General features: G+C 69.7%; 18 protein-coding genes, 1 tRNA gene and 1 pseudogene. 12 read left to right on the top strand and 8 right to left on the bottom strand.

What is annotated here, in order from left to right; all coding sequences use genetic code 11:
• Positions 1 to 10: 10 nt before the first annotated feature.
• The 7 genes from galU to ID574_RS53305 all read left to right on the top strand — a co-directional run bounded on the left by galU (position 11) and on the right by ID574_RS53305 (position 4,566).
• On the top strand, positions 11 to 913 hold the full coding sequence (gene galU, locus ID574_RS53335) for a UTP--glucose-1-phosphate uridylyltransferase GalU (protein ID WP_188196770.1): 903 nt from the start codon (positions 11 to 13) through the stop codon (positions 911 to 913).
• Positions 900 to 2,087 (top strand): molybdotransferase-like divisome protein Glp, encoded by a 1,188-nt coding sequence (glp, locus tag ID574_RS53330; protein WP_188196769.1) that lies wholly within the window; start codon positions 900 to 902, stop codon positions 2,085 to 2,087. Before galU ends, glp begins: the two co-directional genes overlap by 14 nt.
• Positions 2,084 to 2,560 carry a cyclic pyranopterin monophosphate synthase MoaC gene (gene moaC, locus ID574_RS53325; protein WP_188196768.1) on the top strand — a complete coding sequence of 159 codons (477 nt, stop codon included), beginning with the start codon at positions 2,084 to 2,086 and terminating at the stop codon, positions 2,558 to 2,560. The genes glp and moaC overlap by 4 nt, the downstream gene beginning before the upstream one ends.
• Positions 2,560 to 3,039, top strand: a complete 480-nt coding sequence (locus ID574_RS53320) for a MogA/MoaB family molybdenum cofactor biosynthesis protein (protein ID WP_188196813.1) — start codon at positions 2,560 to 2,562, stop codon at positions 3,037 to 3,039. The genes moaC and ID574_RS53320 overlap by 1 nt, the downstream gene beginning before the upstream one ends.
• Positions 3,040 to 3,095: 56 nt before the next feature.
• Positions 3,096 to 3,740 (top strand): GNAT family N-acetyltransferase, encoded by a 645-nt coding sequence (locus ID574_RS53315; RefSeq protein ID WP_188196767.1) that lies wholly within the window; start codon positions 3,096 to 3,098, stop codon positions 3,738 to 3,740.
• A 124-nt stretch (positions 3,741 to 3,864) separates the two neighbouring features.
• On the top strand, positions 3,865 to 4,443 hold the full coding sequence (gene sepX / locus ID574_RS53310) for a divisome protein SepX/GlpR (RefSeq protein ID WP_188196766.1): 579 nt from the start codon (positions 3,865 to 3,867) through the stop codon (positions 4,441 to 4,443).
• A gap of 49 nt (positions 4,444 to 4,492) precedes the next feature.
• Positions 4,493 to 4,566: transfer RNA gene (locus ID574_RS53305), tRNA-Ala, on the top strand.
• 727 nt (positions 4,567 to 5,293) lie between these two features.
• On the opposite strand, the gene ID574_RS53300 is transcribed toward ID574_RS53305, so the two are convergent.
• Positions 5,294 to 5,539, bottom strand: coding sequence for a hypothetical protein (locus ID574_RS53300; protein WP_188196765.1), 246 nt, complete (start codon positions 5,537 to 5,539; stop codon positions 5,294 to 5,296).
• A gap of 39 nt (positions 5,540 to 5,578) precedes the next feature.
• On the opposite strand from ID574_RS53300, the gene ID574_RS53295 reads away from it, so the two are divergent.
• A complete protein-coding gene (locus ID574_RS53295; RefSeq protein ID WP_188196764.1) occupies positions 5,579 to 5,866 on the top strand; it encodes a hypothetical protein in 288 nt (95 codons plus the stop codon).
• Positions 5,867 to 6,222: 356 nt separating this feature from the next.
• On the opposite strand, the gene ID574_RS53290 is transcribed toward ID574_RS53295, so the two are convergent.
• Positions 6,223 to 6,639, bottom strand: coding sequence for a hypothetical protein (locus ID574_RS53290; protein WP_188196763.1), 417 nt, complete (start codon positions 6,637 to 6,639; stop codon positions 6,223 to 6,225).
• A gap of 446 nt (positions 6,640 to 7,085) precedes the next feature.
• Between ID574_RS53290 and ID574_RS53285 the strand changes: the two genes are divergently transcribed.
• Together ID574_RS53285 and ID574_RS53280 are read left to right on the top strand one after the other, a co-directional pair.
• Entirely contained in the window at positions 7,086 to 7,232 is a 147-nt protein-coding gene (locus ID574_RS53285) for a hypothetical protein (RefSeq protein ID WP_188196762.1), read from the top strand.
• 253 nt (positions 7,233 to 7,485) lie between these two features.
• Positions 7,486 to 7,920, top strand: coding sequence for a hypothetical protein (locus ID574_RS53280; RefSeq protein WP_188196761.1), 435 nt, complete (start codon positions 7,486 to 7,488; stop codon positions 7,918 to 7,920).
• A 122-nt stretch (positions 7,921 to 8,042) separates the two neighbouring features.
• On the opposite strand, the gene ID574_RS62575 is transcribed toward ID574_RS53280, so the two are convergent.
• The 4 genes and pseudogenes from ID574_RS62575 to ID574_RS53260 form a co-directional block, all read right to left on the bottom strand.
• Positions 8,043 to 8,231: a thioredoxin family protein gene (locus tag ID574_RS62575; RefSeq protein ID WP_336245648.1), complete on the bottom strand. Its 189-nt coding sequence runs from the start codon at positions 8,229 to 8,231 to the stop codon at positions 8,043 to 8,045.
• A 162-nt stretch (positions 8,232 to 8,393) separates the two neighbouring features.
• Positions 8,394 to 9,352 (bottom strand): annotated as a pseudogene (locus ID574_RS53270) (NAD(P)/FAD-dependent oxidoreductase); the annotation flags it as partial.
• A 147-nt stretch (positions 9,353 to 9,499) separates the two neighbouring features.
• The gene (locus ID574_RS53265; protein WP_188196760.1) at positions 9,500 to 10,297 is read right to left on the bottom strand and encodes a DUF1684 domain-containing protein; all 798 of its coding nucleotides are present in this window, start codon (positions 10,295 to 10,297) and stop codon (positions 9,500 to 9,502) included.
• A gap of 33 nt (positions 10,298 to 10,330) precedes the next feature.
• Entirely contained in the window at positions 10,331 to 11,791 is a 1,461-nt protein-coding gene (locus tag ID574_RS53260; RefSeq protein WP_188196759.1) for an MFS transporter, read from the bottom strand.
• Between the two features lie 239 nt (positions 11,792 to 12,030).
• Here ID574_RS53260 and ID574_RS53255 point away from each other — a divergent pair, with 239 nt between their 5' ends.
• Positions 12,031 to 12,621, top strand: coding sequence for a helix-turn-helix domain-containing protein (locus ID574_RS53255; protein WP_223168024.1), 591 nt, complete (start codon positions 12,031 to 12,033; stop codon positions 12,619 to 12,621).
• A 76-nt stretch (positions 12,622 to 12,697) separates the two neighbouring features.
• Here the strand turns inward: ID574_RS53255 and ID574_RS53250 are convergent, their stop codons facing one another.
• Complete coding sequence (locus ID574_RS53250; protein WP_188196757.1) at positions 12,698 to 13,009, bottom strand: hypothetical protein; 312 nt, start codon at positions 13,007 to 13,009, stop codon at positions 12,698 to 12,700.
• Positions 13,010 to 13,322: 313 nt separating this feature from the next.
• On the opposite strand from ID574_RS53250, the gene ID574_RS53245 reads away from it, so the two are divergent.
• Complete coding sequence (locus tag ID574_RS53245) at positions 13,323 to 13,685, top strand: DUF2255 family protein (protein WP_188196756.1); 363 nt, start codon at positions 13,323 to 13,325, stop codon at positions 13,683 to 13,685.
• Here the strand turns inward: ID574_RS53245 and ID574_RS53240 are convergent.
• Positions 13,659 to 16,325, bottom strand: a complete 2,667-nt coding sequence (locus ID574_RS53240; protein WP_188196755.1) for an AAA family ATPase — start codon at positions 16,323 to 16,325, stop codon at positions 13,659 to 13,661. The two genes, ID574_RS53245 and ID574_RS53240, sit on opposite strands and share 27 nt — an antisense overlap.
• Positions 16,326 to 16,337 lie beyond the last annotated feature (12 nt).

Genomic DNA, 16,337 nt, shown 5'->3' with positions numbered 1-16,337 from the left:
GGGTCTACTCATGGCTGACTTCGACCCTGTGACGAAAGCCGTCGTGCCCGCCGCGGGTCTGGGCACCCGGTTCCTCCCGGCGACCAAGGCGACACCCAAGGAGATGTTGCCCATCGTCGACAAGCCCGCGATCCAGTATGTCGTCGAGGAGGCCGCCTCCGCTGGGCTGCTCGACGTCCTCATGGTCACCGGTAAGAACAAGCGCTCCATCGAAGACCATTTCGACCGTGCGTTCGAGCTCGAGGAGGCCCTCGAGGCCAAGGGCGACGAGCACCGGCTGTCCCAGGTTCGCGAGCCCGCGTCCCTGGCCACGCTCCACTACGTGCGGCAGGGCGAGCCGAAGGGGCTCGGCCACGCGGTGCTCTGCGCCAAGCAGCACGTCGGCGACCACCCGTTCGCCTGCCTCCTCGGCGACGACCTGATCGACCGGCGCGACGAGCTGCTCAAACGAATGATAGAGGTACGCAACACGTACGGCGGCAGCGTGATCGCGCTGATGGAGGTGCCGAAGGAGCAGGTGTCGCTGTACGGCGTCGCCACCATCGAGCCCACCGCCGAGGACGACGTCGTACGGGTGACCGACCTGGTCGAGAAGCCGCCGGCCGACGAGGCGCCGTCCAACTGGGCCATCATCGGCCGCTACGTGATCGACCCGGCCGTCTTCGAGGTGCTGGAGAACACCCCGCCGGGCCGCGGGGGCGAGATCCAGCTCACCGACGCGCTGCGCACGCTCGCCGGCCGCGGCAGCGACGCCGGCGGCCCGGTGCACGGCGTGCTGTTCCGGGGCCGTCGCTACGACACCGGCGACAAGCTCGACTATCTGCGGACGGTTGTGAGGTTCGCGGCGGACCGGGAGGATCTGGCGAAGGACTTCGTGCCGTGGTTGCGGGAGTTCCTCGATGAAGTCGGTTGACGCGCACCTGGCCGAGATCCTGGCCACCGTGCGTCCGCTGGCGCCGCTGGAGCTGGAGCTGGAGCAGGCGCTGGGGGCGACGCTGGCCGAGGAGGTGGCCTCGCCGGTGCCGTTGCCGCCGTTCGACAACTCGGCCATGGACGGCTATGCCGTACGGGCTGCTGACATATCCGACGTTCCGGTGACTTTGCCGGTGATCGACGACGTGGCCGCCGGGTCCGACGAGTTGCGGGCCGTGGGCCCCGGCCACGCCGTTCGCATCATGACCGGCGCCCTTCTCCCCGCCGGGGCCGACGCCGTGGTGCCGGTGGAATGGACGGACGGGGGGACGGTCTCCGTCCGGATCGACCGTCCGGTCCAGGCCGGCAACGCGATCCGCCGGGCGGGGGAGGATGTCCAGGCCGGCGAGGTCGTGCTCAAGCCGGGCACGGTGATCCGCCCCGCACAGCTGGGGATCATCGCCGGGGTGGGGCGGCGGCGCGTCTGGGCGCGGCCGCGGCCCCGGGTCGTCGTCATCTCCACGGGGGCCGAGCTGGTGGAGCCGGGCGGGCAGCTCGCTCCGGGGCAGATCTGGGATTCCAACAGCTTCACGTTGACGGCCGCGGTCCTGGAGGCGGGCGCCGACGGGTTCCGCGCGGGCTCCGTCGGGGACGATCCGGGCGCGCTGCTCGAGCAGCTCGACACCCAACTGCTGCGGGCGGACGCGATCATCACCAGCGGCGGGGTGTCGATGGGGGCGTACGAGCCGGTCAAGGAGGCTTTGTCGCCTCTGGGCACCGTACGCTTCGACAAGGTCGCCATGCAGCCGGGGATGCCGCAGGGATTCGGCGTCCTGGGGGACGACCAGGTGCCGATCTTCGCGCTTCCCGGCAATCCGGTGTCGTCCTTCGTGTCGTTCATGCTGTTCGTCCGTCCCGCGCTCGACAAGATGCGCGGGCTGCCGGGCGGCATGCCCGAGACCGTGACCGCGTACGTCACCGGGGCGCTGCGATCGCCCGCGGGTAAGCGGTCGTTCCTGCGGGGCGTGCTCGCCTCCGACGGCACGGTCTCGCCGGTGCACGGGCAGGGCTCCCACCAACTGGCCGCCCTGGCCTCGGCGAACGCGCTGATCGTCGTGCCGGAGGACGTGACCGAGGTGGCGGGCGGCAGCGAGGTGGAGGTGATCCGGCTGTGAGCGAGTTGACGCACATCGACGAGACCGGCGCGGCGCGCATGGTGGACGTGTCCGCCAAGGACGTGTCGGCCCGCAGCGCCGTGGCCACCGGGCGCGTGCTGCTGTCGGCCGAGGTCGTGGAGCTGCTGCGGTCGGGTGAGGTGCCCAAGGGCGACGCACTCGGGGTGGCGCGGATCGCGGGGATCATGGGGGCGAAGCGGACACCTGACCTCATCCCGCTCTGCCATCCGATCGCGTTGCACGGCGTGAAGGTGACGCTGGACGTCGAGGACTGGGGCGTGGCGATCACGTGCCGGGTGAAGACGGCCGACCGTACGGGCGTGGAGATGGAGGCGCTGACGGCGGTCTCCGTGGCGGCGCTGGCGCTGATCGACATGGTGAAGGCGGTCGATCCGGGCGCTGTGATCACCGATGTGCGGGTGGAGGAGAAGCTGGGCGGGAAGACCGGCCGGTGGGCGCGGGAGCAGGCGTGATGCGGGCGTTGGTGATCACCGTGTCGAACCGGGCGTCGGCCGGGATTTATGCCGATAAATCAGGACCGCTGCTCGTCGAGTTGCTGCGGGACGAGGCCGGCTGCGACGCCGTCGACGGTCCTGTGGTGGTGCCGGACGGCGAGGCCGTCGAGGCGGCGCTGCGTGAGGGCGTCGCGGGCGGATACGAGGTCATCGTGACCACCGGGGGCACCGGGCTGACGCCGATGGACCTGACGCCGGAGATGACGGCCCGGGTGATTTCCCGGGAGATTCCCGGCATTGCCGAGGCGGTCAGGCTGGCGAACCGGGAGAAGGTACCCACATCCGTCCTGTCCCGAGGGCTCGCGGGGCAGGCGGGCGACACCCTGATCGTGAACCTGCCCGGATCGTCCGGTGGCGTACGCGACGGCGTCGCCGTTCTCGCCCCGATCCTGCGGCACGCGGTCGACCAGATCAGAGGCGGCGATCACCCCCGTTGACCACGGATTCGGTGCACGCGTGGCGACATCGTGCCCCTTGGGGGGATGATGAGAGCGTGGATCGACTTCGTGGCTGGCCGGCGACACTGAACGAAGGTCCGGTAGGCCTCCGGCCGCTGCGGCTGAGTGACGTACGGGTGTGGCGCGAGACCAGACTGCGCAATGCCGACTGGCTGCGTCCCTGGGAGCCGAGCAATCCAGAGACACCGCTGTTCAGGACCGGCCTCGGCCCCTACATCTCCATGGTCGGCACCCTGCGCAGGGAGGCCCGGCAGGGGCTGGCGCTGCCGTGGGTGGTCACGTACGAGGGGCGTTTCGCGGGGCAGCTGACCGTGGGCGCCATCGTGTGGGGATCCGCCCGTTCTGCCCAGGTCGGCTACTGGATCGACGGCGCCGTGGCCGGCCGGGGGATCACCCCCACCGCCCTGGCCATGGCCGTTGACCACTGCTTTTTCACCACCGGATTGCATCGCCTGGAGGCGAACATCCGCCCCGAGAATCACGCCAGCCGTAGGGTGGTTGAGAAGCTCGGATTCAGGGAAGAAGGCATTCGGCGTCGCCAACTCCACATCGACGGAGCCTGGCGCGACCACATCTGCTACGCGTTGACCGTCGAGGACGTTCCCGGCGGCCTGCTCGTGCAGTGGCGTCGCGCGCGTGAGTCGGCAGCTCGCGGGGGGTCACCCGTCGAAGAGGTTTGACGATCTCGCGACACACCGCACCGAATGCTCGTCAATCAGTGACACGCGGTCTTACGGTGCGTGACGTGAGCAGATTGAAGACGCAACGAACCCACACGCGTCTTCATGCTGCCCGGAGGTGGTCGTGAGCAGCGTCCTCCTCTATCTCGCCATCGTGGTGATGTGGCTTTGCGTCCTCATCCCGATGTGGCTGCGCAGGGACAAGACCAACCTCGCCGAGCTGGCCGAGCTCGAAGAGCACTACACGGGCGAGCACCAGCTGCCCGACCTCGACAACCTGGGCCCCTCGGACGGGGACGAGGAGGATGGCCCTGAGGTCGTCGAGAAGGTCGACGTCCGCCAGTTCCGCCTGCGCCGCCGCGCCATCATCGTGGCCCGACGGCGCCGCCTGCTGTTCTTCTGCGCACTGCTGGTGATCGCCTCCGTCGTGACGGCCGCGGTCGAGATGATCCCGTGGTGGGGCGTGGCGCCATCCATCGTGATCATGCTCTCCTACATGGGGTTCCTGCGGGTGGCCGTACGCGTGGACAGGGAACGCCGCGAACGGGCCCGCCGGGCGCGCGCCGAACGGCTGCGGCGGGCGCGGGAGCGGCGGCGCGTGGTGGAGGAGCCGCCGGCGGAGGTGATCGAGCTCACGTCGCCACACCCGGATGTGCTGTTCGACCAGTACGCGGAACCGCCCAAGCGGGCGGTGGGGGACTGAAACGGTGGCGCAAGGACCATCCAAGGAGTGCTAACCTAGTCGAGTCCTTGGGGATGTAGCGCAGTCCGGTAGCGCACTTCGTTCGCATCGAAGGGGTCAGGGGTTCGAATCCCCTCATCTCCACCCAGGGCCGTTCTTGAGATGGCCTGAAGGAAGTTGACGGGATCCCGTCCGATCATCTGGATCGGACGGGATTTCGCGTTTTCCGGGGTCTTCAAGGCGCTGGCTGGGCCGGTTCTGGCTGGTGTGGCGGCTGTGGTGAAGGGCGCGGGTGGTGTCAGGCCGCTGGGAGCGCGTAAGGGACTGGCCGCTGGGCGTGCGGGAGCCGGCGGTCGAGGTAGTGCTGTCGGGTTGTCAGCGGGGTGGATCAATCGCATGGTGGTGGTCTGCTGGCAGCCGTCGGCGGTTGCGAGTCCAGATGGGGTTCGCCGCTTGCGAGGGTCTCCTTGGGCGGGGGTTCGGGCCGGTCGTGGACTTGCGGCCAGCAGGATGAGCTCGTTGGCGATGGCGACCATGAGCGCGGCGAGCAGGGTTTGGGCGACGCGGCCGTGGGCGAGGCGGCTTTTGGGGTCGCCGAGGTCGATGTGGTGGCCCTTGAGGTGGCCGTTGATGCCCTCGGTGTTGGCCCGCCCGGATGACTTGAACTTTCCCTGCCAGGTCGGGGTCAGGTAGTGCGGGTCCTGGCGGGACTTGTCCTTGGTGCCGAGATCGTCGGGGTGCAGGGTGATGGTGGTCTGCTGGCAGATGTGCGCGGGGTCGCCCGTGCGCTTGGGTGGCCGGAGGGGTTCGCCTGCGGGCAGGAGGATGGTCGGCTTGGCGGCGGTGTGCGCGGCGCGCTGGCGGGTGTTGGTCAGGTCCACCGCGGCGGGCGGCGCGGCTTGGGTGCGGTGGAGGCGAGTGAAGCGGGGCAGGTCACCGAGGGGGACGTGCCGGCGGCCGGGCATTGCAGCCGGATGCGCCCCTGGGCGTCGGGGCCTTGCTTGAGTTTGAGCCAATACGGTTCACGGGCGGCGATCAGCTGAGTGAGCTGCTCGGGTGGGGTGCGGACGGTTTGGTCGTCCAGGCCGGTGGTCGCGCGGGCCAGCCGCTCGGGCATCAGGGGGCAGGCCAGGTTGCCGTCGATGAGCAGCGCGCCGTGGATGTCGCCCTGGACTCCGCGCTGGTCTTGTTTGTAGTCGAGTGCCAGCTTGTAGCCGAGCGCGCGGGCCGGATGGGCGAAGTGCTCGGGGGTTTGATCGGTGTAGGCGCGGTCGACCGCGAGGGCGCCGGTGGGCAGGCCGAGCGGGGCGAAGCCGTGCAGGGCGGTGATCGCGTTCGGGCCGACGCGTTTGTGCGGGGTGTCGATGACCAGGCCGAGCGCCAGTTGCGGGAAGTCGCCGAGGGTGGTGCGGGTGCGGGCGGCGGTGGCGAGGGTGCGCTGTAGCCGAAGGTGGGCGGTCCGTCCCCGCCGGAGTAGCGCCAGCCTGCGGTGATCTCGGTCGAGGCCAGTCTTTTGCCGGGGCGGGGTGGGTTGGCTCAGGTGGGCAGGACGGTGGCGTCGATGCCGACGTCGCCTTGGTAGTGCTTGAGAGCTCGGCGCCCCTTGGTGTGGTCGATGGGAGTGAGCACCAAGCGGGTGACGATGGTCTGCAGCAGGTCGCGTTTGCGCTGGTGTTCGGGATCGTCGTCATCCCAGGCCGCGGCGTGCTGTTCTGCCTCGTGCTGGGGCAGGCGGGCGCGCGGTCGGTGCGGGCCGGGTCCAGCGCGGCACCGACTTATCCAGCCCGAACTGGGCTTTCCTCACTCGTCGGCTTCAGCGGCTCCCTTCACGGCATGGCCGTTGATTCCGGCGGCGATCGCGAACAGCCCCGGCTCGGCCTGGGTCAGCCAGCCGGCCGTCACCAGCTTCGTCAGCCGGGCCCGCGTAGTCTCCACCCGGCCCCGAACCCCCGGCTCACCCAGCAACTGGGCCACCTCCTTGGCCCGCATCGGCCGGCCCGCACTGGCCATCGCCGCCACCACCCGCTCATCCGCTCCGGCCAGCTCGCGCCGATCCGACGGTGTTCGGCCCGGCTTGGTGGCCGGCCTGGATGGGTCGGAATGCTGATCCTGAGCGGGACGAGGCCGGCTCGCGTCTTGAGTGGCGAATTCCTCGGCCAGCAGCGGCTCGACCACCTTGCGCGCAATGGCCAACTCGCTCAGCCGCTCCTCCAGCACCGCATCTGCTCACGCAGATTGGCCAGCTGTTGCCGGGTTGCAGCCTCATCTGCTGCCAAACGTTCCAACAGCGATGCCATGCCCGGCTCCGATCCCGGCGACCACCCTCACCTGGCCCGCAAACTCTGTGACTGCAAACAGTCGCAGAGTACTTGCAAAAAGTAACTGTAGAGGGCTGTGGGACGCTGGTGAAGACAGAACTGCACACGTTTGGACAGGCCAGCCGAGCTCGCAGCTGTGCTGGCAACCACGACAACCACGACGGCCTCGGACACTTACGACGGCTCACCTACGACCCTCCACCAGGGGGAGATGACGTTCCGTCAACTGTGGGACGTCCGGCCCGAGCTGCGTGAGGGCATGGATGAATACGGCGGGTGGAAGATCGACTGGCGGCTGTGGATAGGAAAAGACGGTCTGGTGCGCCGGGCCTGGTCTAAGTACCGATGGCCCGAAAAGACGAGACCATCATTAACCGCCAGGGCTGGTGGGGCCGGGTGGTAGATGTCCGCTACTCGGACTGGGGGATGAAGCTCACCATCAAGCCCCCACCCGCCGCTCAGACCATCGCCCTCAACAAGCTGAAGAACTGAGCGTTGAGAACTTAACACGGGCGCCCAGCCAGTGCGGGAAGCGATCACTCCGATTCCGGGAAGCGATCTTCTGAGTACCTACTCCGCCCCCGGCCAACCCAATTCGTGAACTCCCTGCCTTGGGCCTCTGGTCCTCGGGTCGGCGGTCCAGTCAATTTGCCATCATGGCAATGTTTATTGGCTATCGGGTGGGTGAGCGCTGATCATGGCGGGTGATGGATGCGCGTTCCTGTACCGGGAAAGGACGAGTCAAATGGTAAGCCAGCGTCACACCGAAGCCCCTGCCTGCATCAGCATGGGCGGCACGGCCAACCTCTTCACCCTGACTGAAAAGTCTGGCATCGGTGCCGTGACAGGCACGATCGACGGTGCGGCCTACGGAGAACCGACCAGCGACCTGAACAGCATCGGCAATGGCACGTTCGAGTACACGATGTATCACGTCTTTCTCGACAAGGATGGCTCCTGGCTGCGTACCCAAGACCGGGCCGTCCTGTATACGCCTGCGGAAGATGGAGTAAGCATCTTGGAGGTGGAGTACACCGTGGTTAAGGCCACAGGGAGGTTCGCGGGTTACGCTGGCACCTTCCGGAGTCGCGGCTGGGTCAGCGTGCCGAAAGGCGAAGACGCGACAGAGCAGCATGCTGTCGGCGTTGTCCGTTTCGAGGGCGAGATTTGCCGCCAGTAGGAGAAACGCGAACCATGTCGGGCTTCGCTCCGCATCGAGTTGGGCAGCTGCCCGCCAAAGCGGTGCCGCATGGCCGTCAGCGATCACGGGGCATGAAGCTTCCGACCGGTTCATCGACGCCATCATTCTGCGCCTGGGCGCCGCGCTCCCGACCACCAGTCCCGTGCGCGACCGCCTGTGCGATCTAAAGGATGTCGGCGAGGCCCGCCAGCGTCGCGCGCCGTGTTCGGGTTCGCATCGACGTCGAGCTTCACGACAGTAAGCCTCTCGCGGTTTTCCACCGCGATCTCCTCAAGTACTGGCGCGACCATCTTGCACGGACCGCACCAGGTCGGCCGGAGTCGACCAGAACAGGCTTGTCGTTGGTGAGTACGTCGTCGGCGAAGCTGGAATCCGTGACCTGCACGGTGTTGGACATGTCATTCTCCTCTGAGTGAACGGGCGGGAAATGGCGTTGGCCGGGCAGGCGGAGATCAGTTCGCGGGTGTCGTCGCGTAGTGTCTGCTGACCGGCGCGGCGGTCGCGTGCGCGGTGTGGACCTGGGCGTTGTCCGCCAGCCATCGCTGCGTGTCGATCGCGGCGGCGCTGCCTGAGCCGGCCGCGGTGATGGCCTGCCGGTAGGTTCGGTCGACGAGGTCGTCGGCCGCGAACACGCCGGGCAGGTTGGTGTACGACGACCGGCCCTTCGTCACGACGTAGCCGTCCGCGTCGAGGCCGACCTGGCCGCGTACAAGGTGGCTGCGCGGTTCGTGCCCGATCGCCACCAAGAGTCCGGTGATTGCCAGCGAGGACTCCTTACCGGTGACGGTATCCCTGCGCTTCAGGGCCACGACCCTGCCGTCACCGGCGACCTCGGCGATCCGGGAGTCCAGCCTCCACTTGATCTTGTTGTTCGCGCGGGCACACTCAGCATGATCTTGGACGCCTTGAACTCTTCGCGGCGGTGCACGATCGGACCGACTTGGCGAACTTCGTCAGGAAGGTCGCCTCCTCCATCGCCGAGTCGCCGCCGCCGGCCACCACGATGTCGTGGTCGCGGAAGAAGAAGCCGTCGCAGGTGGCTCAGGCCGACACCCCGCGGCCGAGAAGCTCCTGCTCACCGGGAACCTGGAGATAGCGTGCGGCGGCGCCCATGGCCAGGATCACCGAACGCGCGGCATAGCGTGTGCCGTCCACTACGACATGTTTGACCTTCCCGGTCAGCTCCAGCTCTGTGACGTCTTCGGCGCGCAGCTCGGCGCCGAAGCGCTGGACCTGCATGCGCATTTCCTGCATCGGCTCCGGCCCCTGGATGCCATCGCGGAAAGCCGGGGAAGTTCTCGACCTCCGTAGTCGTCATCAGTGCACCGCCGAACTGGCTGCCCTCGAACACCAACGGTTCGAGCCGCGCCCGCGCCGCGTAGACGGCAGCGGTATAACCAGCGGGACCTGATCACACATGATCAGTTGCCTGAGTGATCGGCCGTCATGCTTGATTTCCTCTTTCATCGATGCGTGCTGGGTGAAGGACTGGTGTCAACCGCGGGCGGTACCACCCCCATGGCTGATCTGGTGAAGGTGGTGCCGTGCTTGTCCTGCGTCAATGGGGTGTCTTCTCGCCGGCCTCGATCGCGAAGGACAGCCGGTTGCCCGATGGCGGCAGCGGGCAGATGGGGAAGTGCTCGCTGAACGCGCACGGCAGGTTGACCGAGTGGTTGAAGTCCAGGACCACGTTGCCGTCGGCGTCCGGTTCGGGGATGTCCAGGGAGCGGCCGGCCCCGTAGGTGGTGACGCCGCTGGTGGCGTCGGTGAAGACGGTGAGCAGCATCCCGTGTGAGTTGAGCACCTGGAGGGTGTGCTCGCTGCCCGCGTACGAGAAGCGCACCTGACCGGGCGACTCGTGGGTGTGGGCGTCCCAGCCCACGGAGTCGAGCGTGATGGACGCCGGCGCGTCCAGCCGTTCGAGCCGGCCGGGGAGCACCCATGCCGGGCTGGGTTCGTAGGTGGGCACACCGTCGAAGTCGGGCCGGGCCGGTGAGCTCGGGTCGTAGGTCACGATCAGGTACGTGCCGCGGTAGGTGATGCCCACTTCCAGGTCCCCCACGGTGACGCGGACGTCGTCGTGGGCGCCGGCCAGGACGAGCCGCCGTTCGGTGGTGAAGGTCTCACCGTCGAAGGCCATCGGGGTGCCCTGCGGGTCGATGTGGATGGCGTCCCCGTTCTGCCACCACAGGCCGGGCAGCCCGGGATGGTTCTGGGGCGTGTCGCCGAGCCATTCGTGCGAGGTGGCGGCCAGCCAGCCCAGGGGCTGGGTGAGCCATTGCTCCCAGCCGGCCCTCCACTCCTGCCAGGCGCGCGTGAACTCCTGCGGGCCGGCGGGAAGGGGTGCGTCGCTCATGGTGGTTTTCTCCGGTTTCTTGTGTCGTCGCGGTCAGCGCGTGGAGGGGCGGGCCCAGGTGGCGAAAAGGGTCAGGGCGAGCAGGGGGAAGACGACTCCGGCGGTGAGGGCGGTGGAGATCGCCCCCGCCTCGCCGGCTCCGGCCGCGGCGGCACCGTAGACGGTGGTCATCACGGCCAGGCCGAGCGCGCCGCCGAGCTGCTGCATGGCTTGATTGAGGCTGGAGGCGGCGCCGAGGTGGGCGGGCGGCGCCTGGTGCATGATGACGGCGGTGAGCGGCGCGACGGTCAGTCCCGCGCCGAGGCCGAGCAGGACGAACGGCCCGAGCAGTCCGCCGGCGAAGGTGTCGGTGGCGTCGATGCGCGACATCCACACCAGCCCAAGCAGCAGGGCGGACATCCCGAGGGAGCCGATGATCCGCTCCCCGTACCGCGTTGCGAGGCGGCTGGTCAACAGGTTCGTGACGAGCAACGCGGCGCTGAAGGGCAGCACGGACAACCCCGTCTGGAGCGGGGTGAAGCCCAGGGCGTCCTGGGTGAAAAGCGCTGCGAAGTAGAGGAAACCGGCCTGGCCCGCCGGGATGAGCATCATGGCCAGCAGCGGGGCCGCGCTGCGCATCCGCGTGAAGAACTCCAGCGGCACCACCGGGGCGGGATGGCGGCGTTCGACGAGAACCAGGGCGAGCAGCCCGGCGATCGCCAGCGCGAACGAGACCAGGACCGACGGACTGGCCCAGCCCTGCGACTCGGCGTTGATGAGCCCGTAGACCAGGGCGGTCATGCCGATCGTGGACGCGACGGCCCCGCCGACGTCGAGCCGGGCCGGCGCGCGGGGCGCCTCGGGAACCAGCGTGCGTACCCCGACGAGGACGACCAGACCGACCGGGACATTGACGAACATCACCCATTCCCAGCCCAGGGACGTGGTCAGCAGCCCGCCGAGCACCAGACCGAGCCCGGCGCCGATGCCGATGGACAACACGAACACGCTCATCGCCCGGGCGCGCTGCGGGCCCGGCCGGGTGATCGACATCAGCAGCACGAGGGTGCCCGGCGCGGCCATTGCCGCTCCCAGACCCTGCATGACGCGGGCAGCGATGAGCATGGCCGGCGTGGTGGCCACGCCGCCCAGCGCCGAGGCAACGGTGAAGATCGACACGCCGATCAGCAGGGCGCGGCGCGGGCCGATGATCGACCCCACCTTGCCGCTGAGCAGCACCAGCCCGCCGAAGACCAGGGCGTAGGAGGTGACCACCCAGGACAGGCCGGTCGCCGAGAAGCCCAGCGCGTGGCGGATCTGCGGCAACGCGACGTTCACCACGCTGTTGTCGATCACCAGGATGAGCTGGGTGAGGCACAACACGATGACCGCCGGGTAACGCAGCCGCTGTGCGGAGGGTAGGTGGTCGCCGGTCGCCGCCGACCGTTGATCCGGTGGGACGACGCGGTCGTGGCCCGGATCGTACCGGGAGCTCTGGAGGGGTTGGATGCTCACCGTGGGCGTCCTTTCTGACTGTGGCCGGCTCTGGCACTGACATGTGTTCGGCGCCTGGCCGGCGTGGCACGGCTGGGAGTCTGCGTCACTCCCGGACGCGGACGCACTAAAAATTGCCGACTCGGCAAGAGAGGCCCTGCGGGAATGCGAGCGCGTACGCGGGCGGTTGATGCCATAGCCGGACATTCCAGCCGCCTGGCGCTTGCGCCCCCGTTGCCGAGTCAGCATGGATGGCCACTGTGGACGACGATCTCGACGCCGCGCTGACGGCCCTGGGGCCGAGGCTTCGGCGGTTGCGCCGCCATCGCGACCTGACCCTGGCCGACCTGGCCGCGGAGACCGGCATCTCGGAGAGCACTTTGTCGCGCCTGGAGAGCGGCGGGCGGCGGCCGAACCTCGAGCTCCTCCTCCCGCTGGCCAGGGCGCACGGCATGCCATTGGAGGAGCTCATCGGGGCACCCCAGACCGGCGACCCGCGCGTCCACCTGCGGCCGATCCGGCGCGACGGCATGACCTACATCCGGCTGACCCACAGGCCGGGCGGCACCCAGGCGTACAAGCTGATCATCCCCGGCGGGGCCGGCCCCACGGAGCTCTCTCCGCAGCGCCATGAAGGCTATGAATGGCTGTACGTGCTGAGCGGCCGGCTACGGCTCGTGCTCGGTGACCAGGACCTGACCCTGGCGCCTGGTGAGGTGGCCGAGTTCGACACGCATGTCCCGCACTGGATGGGCAACGCCGGGGCCATACCGGTCGAGCTGCTCATCCTGTTCGGGCCTCAAGGGGAACGTGCTCACGTACGCGCCCGGCCACGCCCGAACGGCACCTGACCCTCGTGGACCTCAGCGGCCGGACGTGCTCACCGCACCGCCCGCTGGATGGCGCGGCCGGCTTCTCTGCCCCTGCTCACAGACGGCGACCGTGTCGCGGCAAGGCAGCGTCCAGGGCTGCTTTGAGCACGGACGGCAGGTCCAGTTGTGCGAACGGATCCGGGCGCCGCCCGTTCCATCTGATCCGCGCGGCTGCCACCAGTGGCTGGAGCCGGGCCTCCAACTCCAACGCCACATCCGCGGCAACCACGTCCAAGGCCACCACCAGCGGTCCCGCCACCACCCGCGCCGTCTGCGGAGCCATCCCGAAGCGGCCCGCCGGTCCGGCCCGGTTTCCACCGGTGTTCCACGGCTTCTCCGGCCACCGCGTGTCGGCCGTCAGTCCCACAGGGCGATCGCGGCGAGCAGGGCGGCGGCGGGGAGCAGCAGCCACGGCTCGGCCACCACGAGCACGGTCGTGAAGAGCAGCGCGAACCACGCCAGCCCCTTCGCCGCACGCCTCCTGGCCTTGTTCTTCTTCGCGGGCTTGCCGTTGCCAGGCTACTCGCCGGAAAGCGTGGACGAGATGTCGTCAGTCGTTGTCATGACGCTCACTGTGGCCCGGCGGGCCTGCCACTCGCGTCGGTGAAACCTGCCTATGCCCGAGACGTAGGCAGTCATCGCCGACGCGGTTCCGATGAGCTCGTCAGCATTGTGAGGCCATGGACAGACTCGCCGAGGCAGAGGAGATCGTGATGCGCGTACGGCACGCAGACGGAAGGTGGTCGGCCAGGCCGATCTGGGTGGTAGCGATCGACGGCGCCGCCTATGTCCGCTCCGCCTTCGGTCACCGGAGCGGGTGGTACCGCAGAGTGCTGGCGGGCGCGGAGACGAAGGTCCAGCTGGACGGGGTAACCGTCCCCGTACGGCTGGCGCCTGTGGACGAGCCCACGCTGGTCCAGCGGGTCTCCGGCGCCTACCGGGCCAAGTACGGGCTGAGCTGGCCTGGCCCCGTACAGACGATCACGGGACTGGAGGCCGCGGGGACCACCATGCGGCTAGCGGATGCCAGGGAGGTCTCTTAGCTGCCTGCGCGAGGTGAGGCCGAGCTTGCGGAAGATGTTGCGCAGATGCGCGTCGACCGTGCGCGGGCTGAGGAACAGCTTGGCCGCCACCTCCTTGGAGCTCGCGCCGTCGGCGACCAGCCGGGCGATGTGCAGCTCCTGCAGCGTGAGCTGATCCGACGCCTGCGACGAGCGGCTTCTGGCGTGCTCGCCGGTGGCGCGCAGCTCGCCCGCCGCACGGTCGGCGAACGCCTGCGCGCCGAGGTCGGACAGCAGCTCGTGGGCCGTACGCAGCCGCTCACGGGCCTCGCGCCGCCGTCCCTGGCGGCGCAGCGACTCCCCGTACAGCAGATGCGCGCGGGCGCGGTAGATCGCCATCGGGGTGCCGTCGAGGCGTTCGATGGCCTCGCGGTAGGCGTCCTCGTTCTCGGTGACAAGGGCGCGGGAGTAGGCCTCGACGCCCAGTCCCCACGCCTGCCGGCCGGCTTGGGTGCGTTCGGAGAGCGTGCGCAGGGCCGAGGCGGCCAGGTCGGCGTCGTCGCAGCGTACGGCCGCCTCGATCAGCTCGGGCAGCGCCAGCCCGGACAGGCCGAGGTCGCCGTGCGTGACGGCCTGCCGGGCGGCCTCCAGCGCCGCCCGGTAGTCGGCCAGGCCGTTGTTGAGCACGCTCGTCGCCCACTGGACGCTGAGGCTCATCCGCTGGCTTGCCGCGAGCACGCTGTCGAACAGCTCGACCGCCTCCTCGCGGCGGCCGCGCATGGCGGCCAGGTGGATGCGCGGGTAGACCAGCGGCGCGGCGCCGGTGGCGGCGGCGATGGCCTCCTCCTCGGAGATCATCTCCGTCGCGGCGCCGAAGTCGCCGGCGTGGACGGAGGCCGTGGCCAGCATCGCGAGCCCGATCGGCAGCAGGTGGAACGAGCCGGACTCGCGCCCGGCCGCGACGACGCGGGCGGGGATGCCGTGCAGGGCGTCGTGGTCCCACAGCTCCACGGCCAGCATGAAGCCCATCGACGGCCAGCGGGCCCACACCTCGTCGCCGGCGTTGCCGACGATCGGTCCCAGGACGGGCGCCGCGGCCAGGTGCCCGTCGGTGACCAGGGCGACCAGGCCGTCGAGGACGGCGTCCACGCCGGAGGACGGCCGCGGCGCGGGCGGGGCCTGGCGGGCCGCCTCCACGACCGGGCTGAGACTGCCGATCAGGATGCCCGTCTCCATCGCGTCCAGGTAGCAGGCCCGTGACCAGGCGGGATCGAGGTCGGCCAGGCGGGCGGCCGCGCTCAGCAGGTACGTCGTGGGCCCCTCGCCGCCCCGGCGCCGGGCGAACGAAAGCTTCCCGCGCAGCAGGTCGATCCTGGCCCGTTGCCGCTGGTCGAGCATGGCCGTCTCGGCGGCGGTGAGGAGTTCGGCCGCCACGTCGTACGCGCCGACCGAGAGCTTGGCCTGGGCCGCGGCGAGCACGCGCTCGGTCCGGAGGTCGGGGGTGAGGGTGAGCGTCGCGGACCGTTCCAGGAACGCGGCGGCGGCGGCCACGCCGCCTCTGGCCTGGGCGCGGGCGGCGGATTCTTCCAGCTCGGCCGCGACCTGCTCGTCGGGGCCCGTGCTGGCCTCCGCGCGGTGCCAGGCCAGCCGGTCGGGGTCCACGGCGGGGTCGGTCACCGCGGCCAGCGCCTCGTGCGCCCGCCGCCGATCGTCCGCCGAGGCGGCGCGATACGCCGTCGACCTGGCGAGGGGGTGGCTGAAGCGGATCCTGGTGCCGAACTCGACCAGCGCGGAGGCCTCGGTGCTCACCGACGGCTCGATGCCGAGCAGTTCGGCCGCCCGCCACAGCAGCCCTGGATCGCCCACCGGGTCGGCAGCGGCGACGGTGAGCAGCAACCGGGCCTGCGGTGACAGCAGCTCCAGCCGGGTGCGGAAGCTCTGCTCGATCACGCCCGGCACGGAAGGGGGCAGGGCGAAGCCGCCGGCCATCCCGGCCAGCCCGGCGCTCCTCGGCAGCTCCAGCAGCGCCAGCGGGTTGCCGCGGGCCTCGGCGAGGATGCGGTCGCGTACGCGCTCGTCCAGCGGGGCGCGGATCGCGGCGGCCAGTAGTGCGCGGGCGTCGAGCTCCGCCAGGCCCTTGAGCTCCAGGCTCGGCAGCTCGTCGAACTCGGGAAGCCGGTACGGCTCGCGTACGGACAGCAGCAGGGCAACCCGCTCGCCGGCTACCCTGCGCGCCAGGAAGGCCAGCGCCCTGGCCGAGGCGTGGTCGAGCCACTGCGCGTCATCGACCAGGCAGAGCAGCGGACGTTCCGGCGCGGCCTCGACCAGCAGACCCAGGGTCGCGACGCCGACCAGGAAGGGATCGGGGGTGCCGGTGTCCAGGCCGAAGGCGATCTCCAGCGCCTTGCGGTGGGGGGCGGGCAGCGCCGTCACGTTGCCGAGGACCGGCGCGCAGAGCTGGTGCAGGACGGCGAACGGCAGCTCCATCTCGAACTCCGCGCCGAAGGCCCGCATGACCAGGAAATCGTCTGCCGCCTGCTCCGCGTGCCTCAGCAGCGAGGTCTTGCCGATGCCGGGCTCGCCGCGCAGGACCAGGGCTCCGCCTTGCCCCTGCCGGGCCGCGTCGAGCAGCGCGGCCACGCGTCCGATTTCTTCTTGTCGTCCCACCAGCGATGCATCCATATGCTGCAATCA

The sequence above is a fragment of the Nonomuraea sp. SYSU D8015 genome (assembly GCF_008065375.1).
GTDB lineage: Bacteria > Actinomycetota > Actinomycetes > Streptosporangiales > Streptosporangiaceae > Nonomuraea.
Note: the sequence above shows the minus strand (reverse complement) of the source record. Positions and strands in the feature narration are given on the sequence as shown.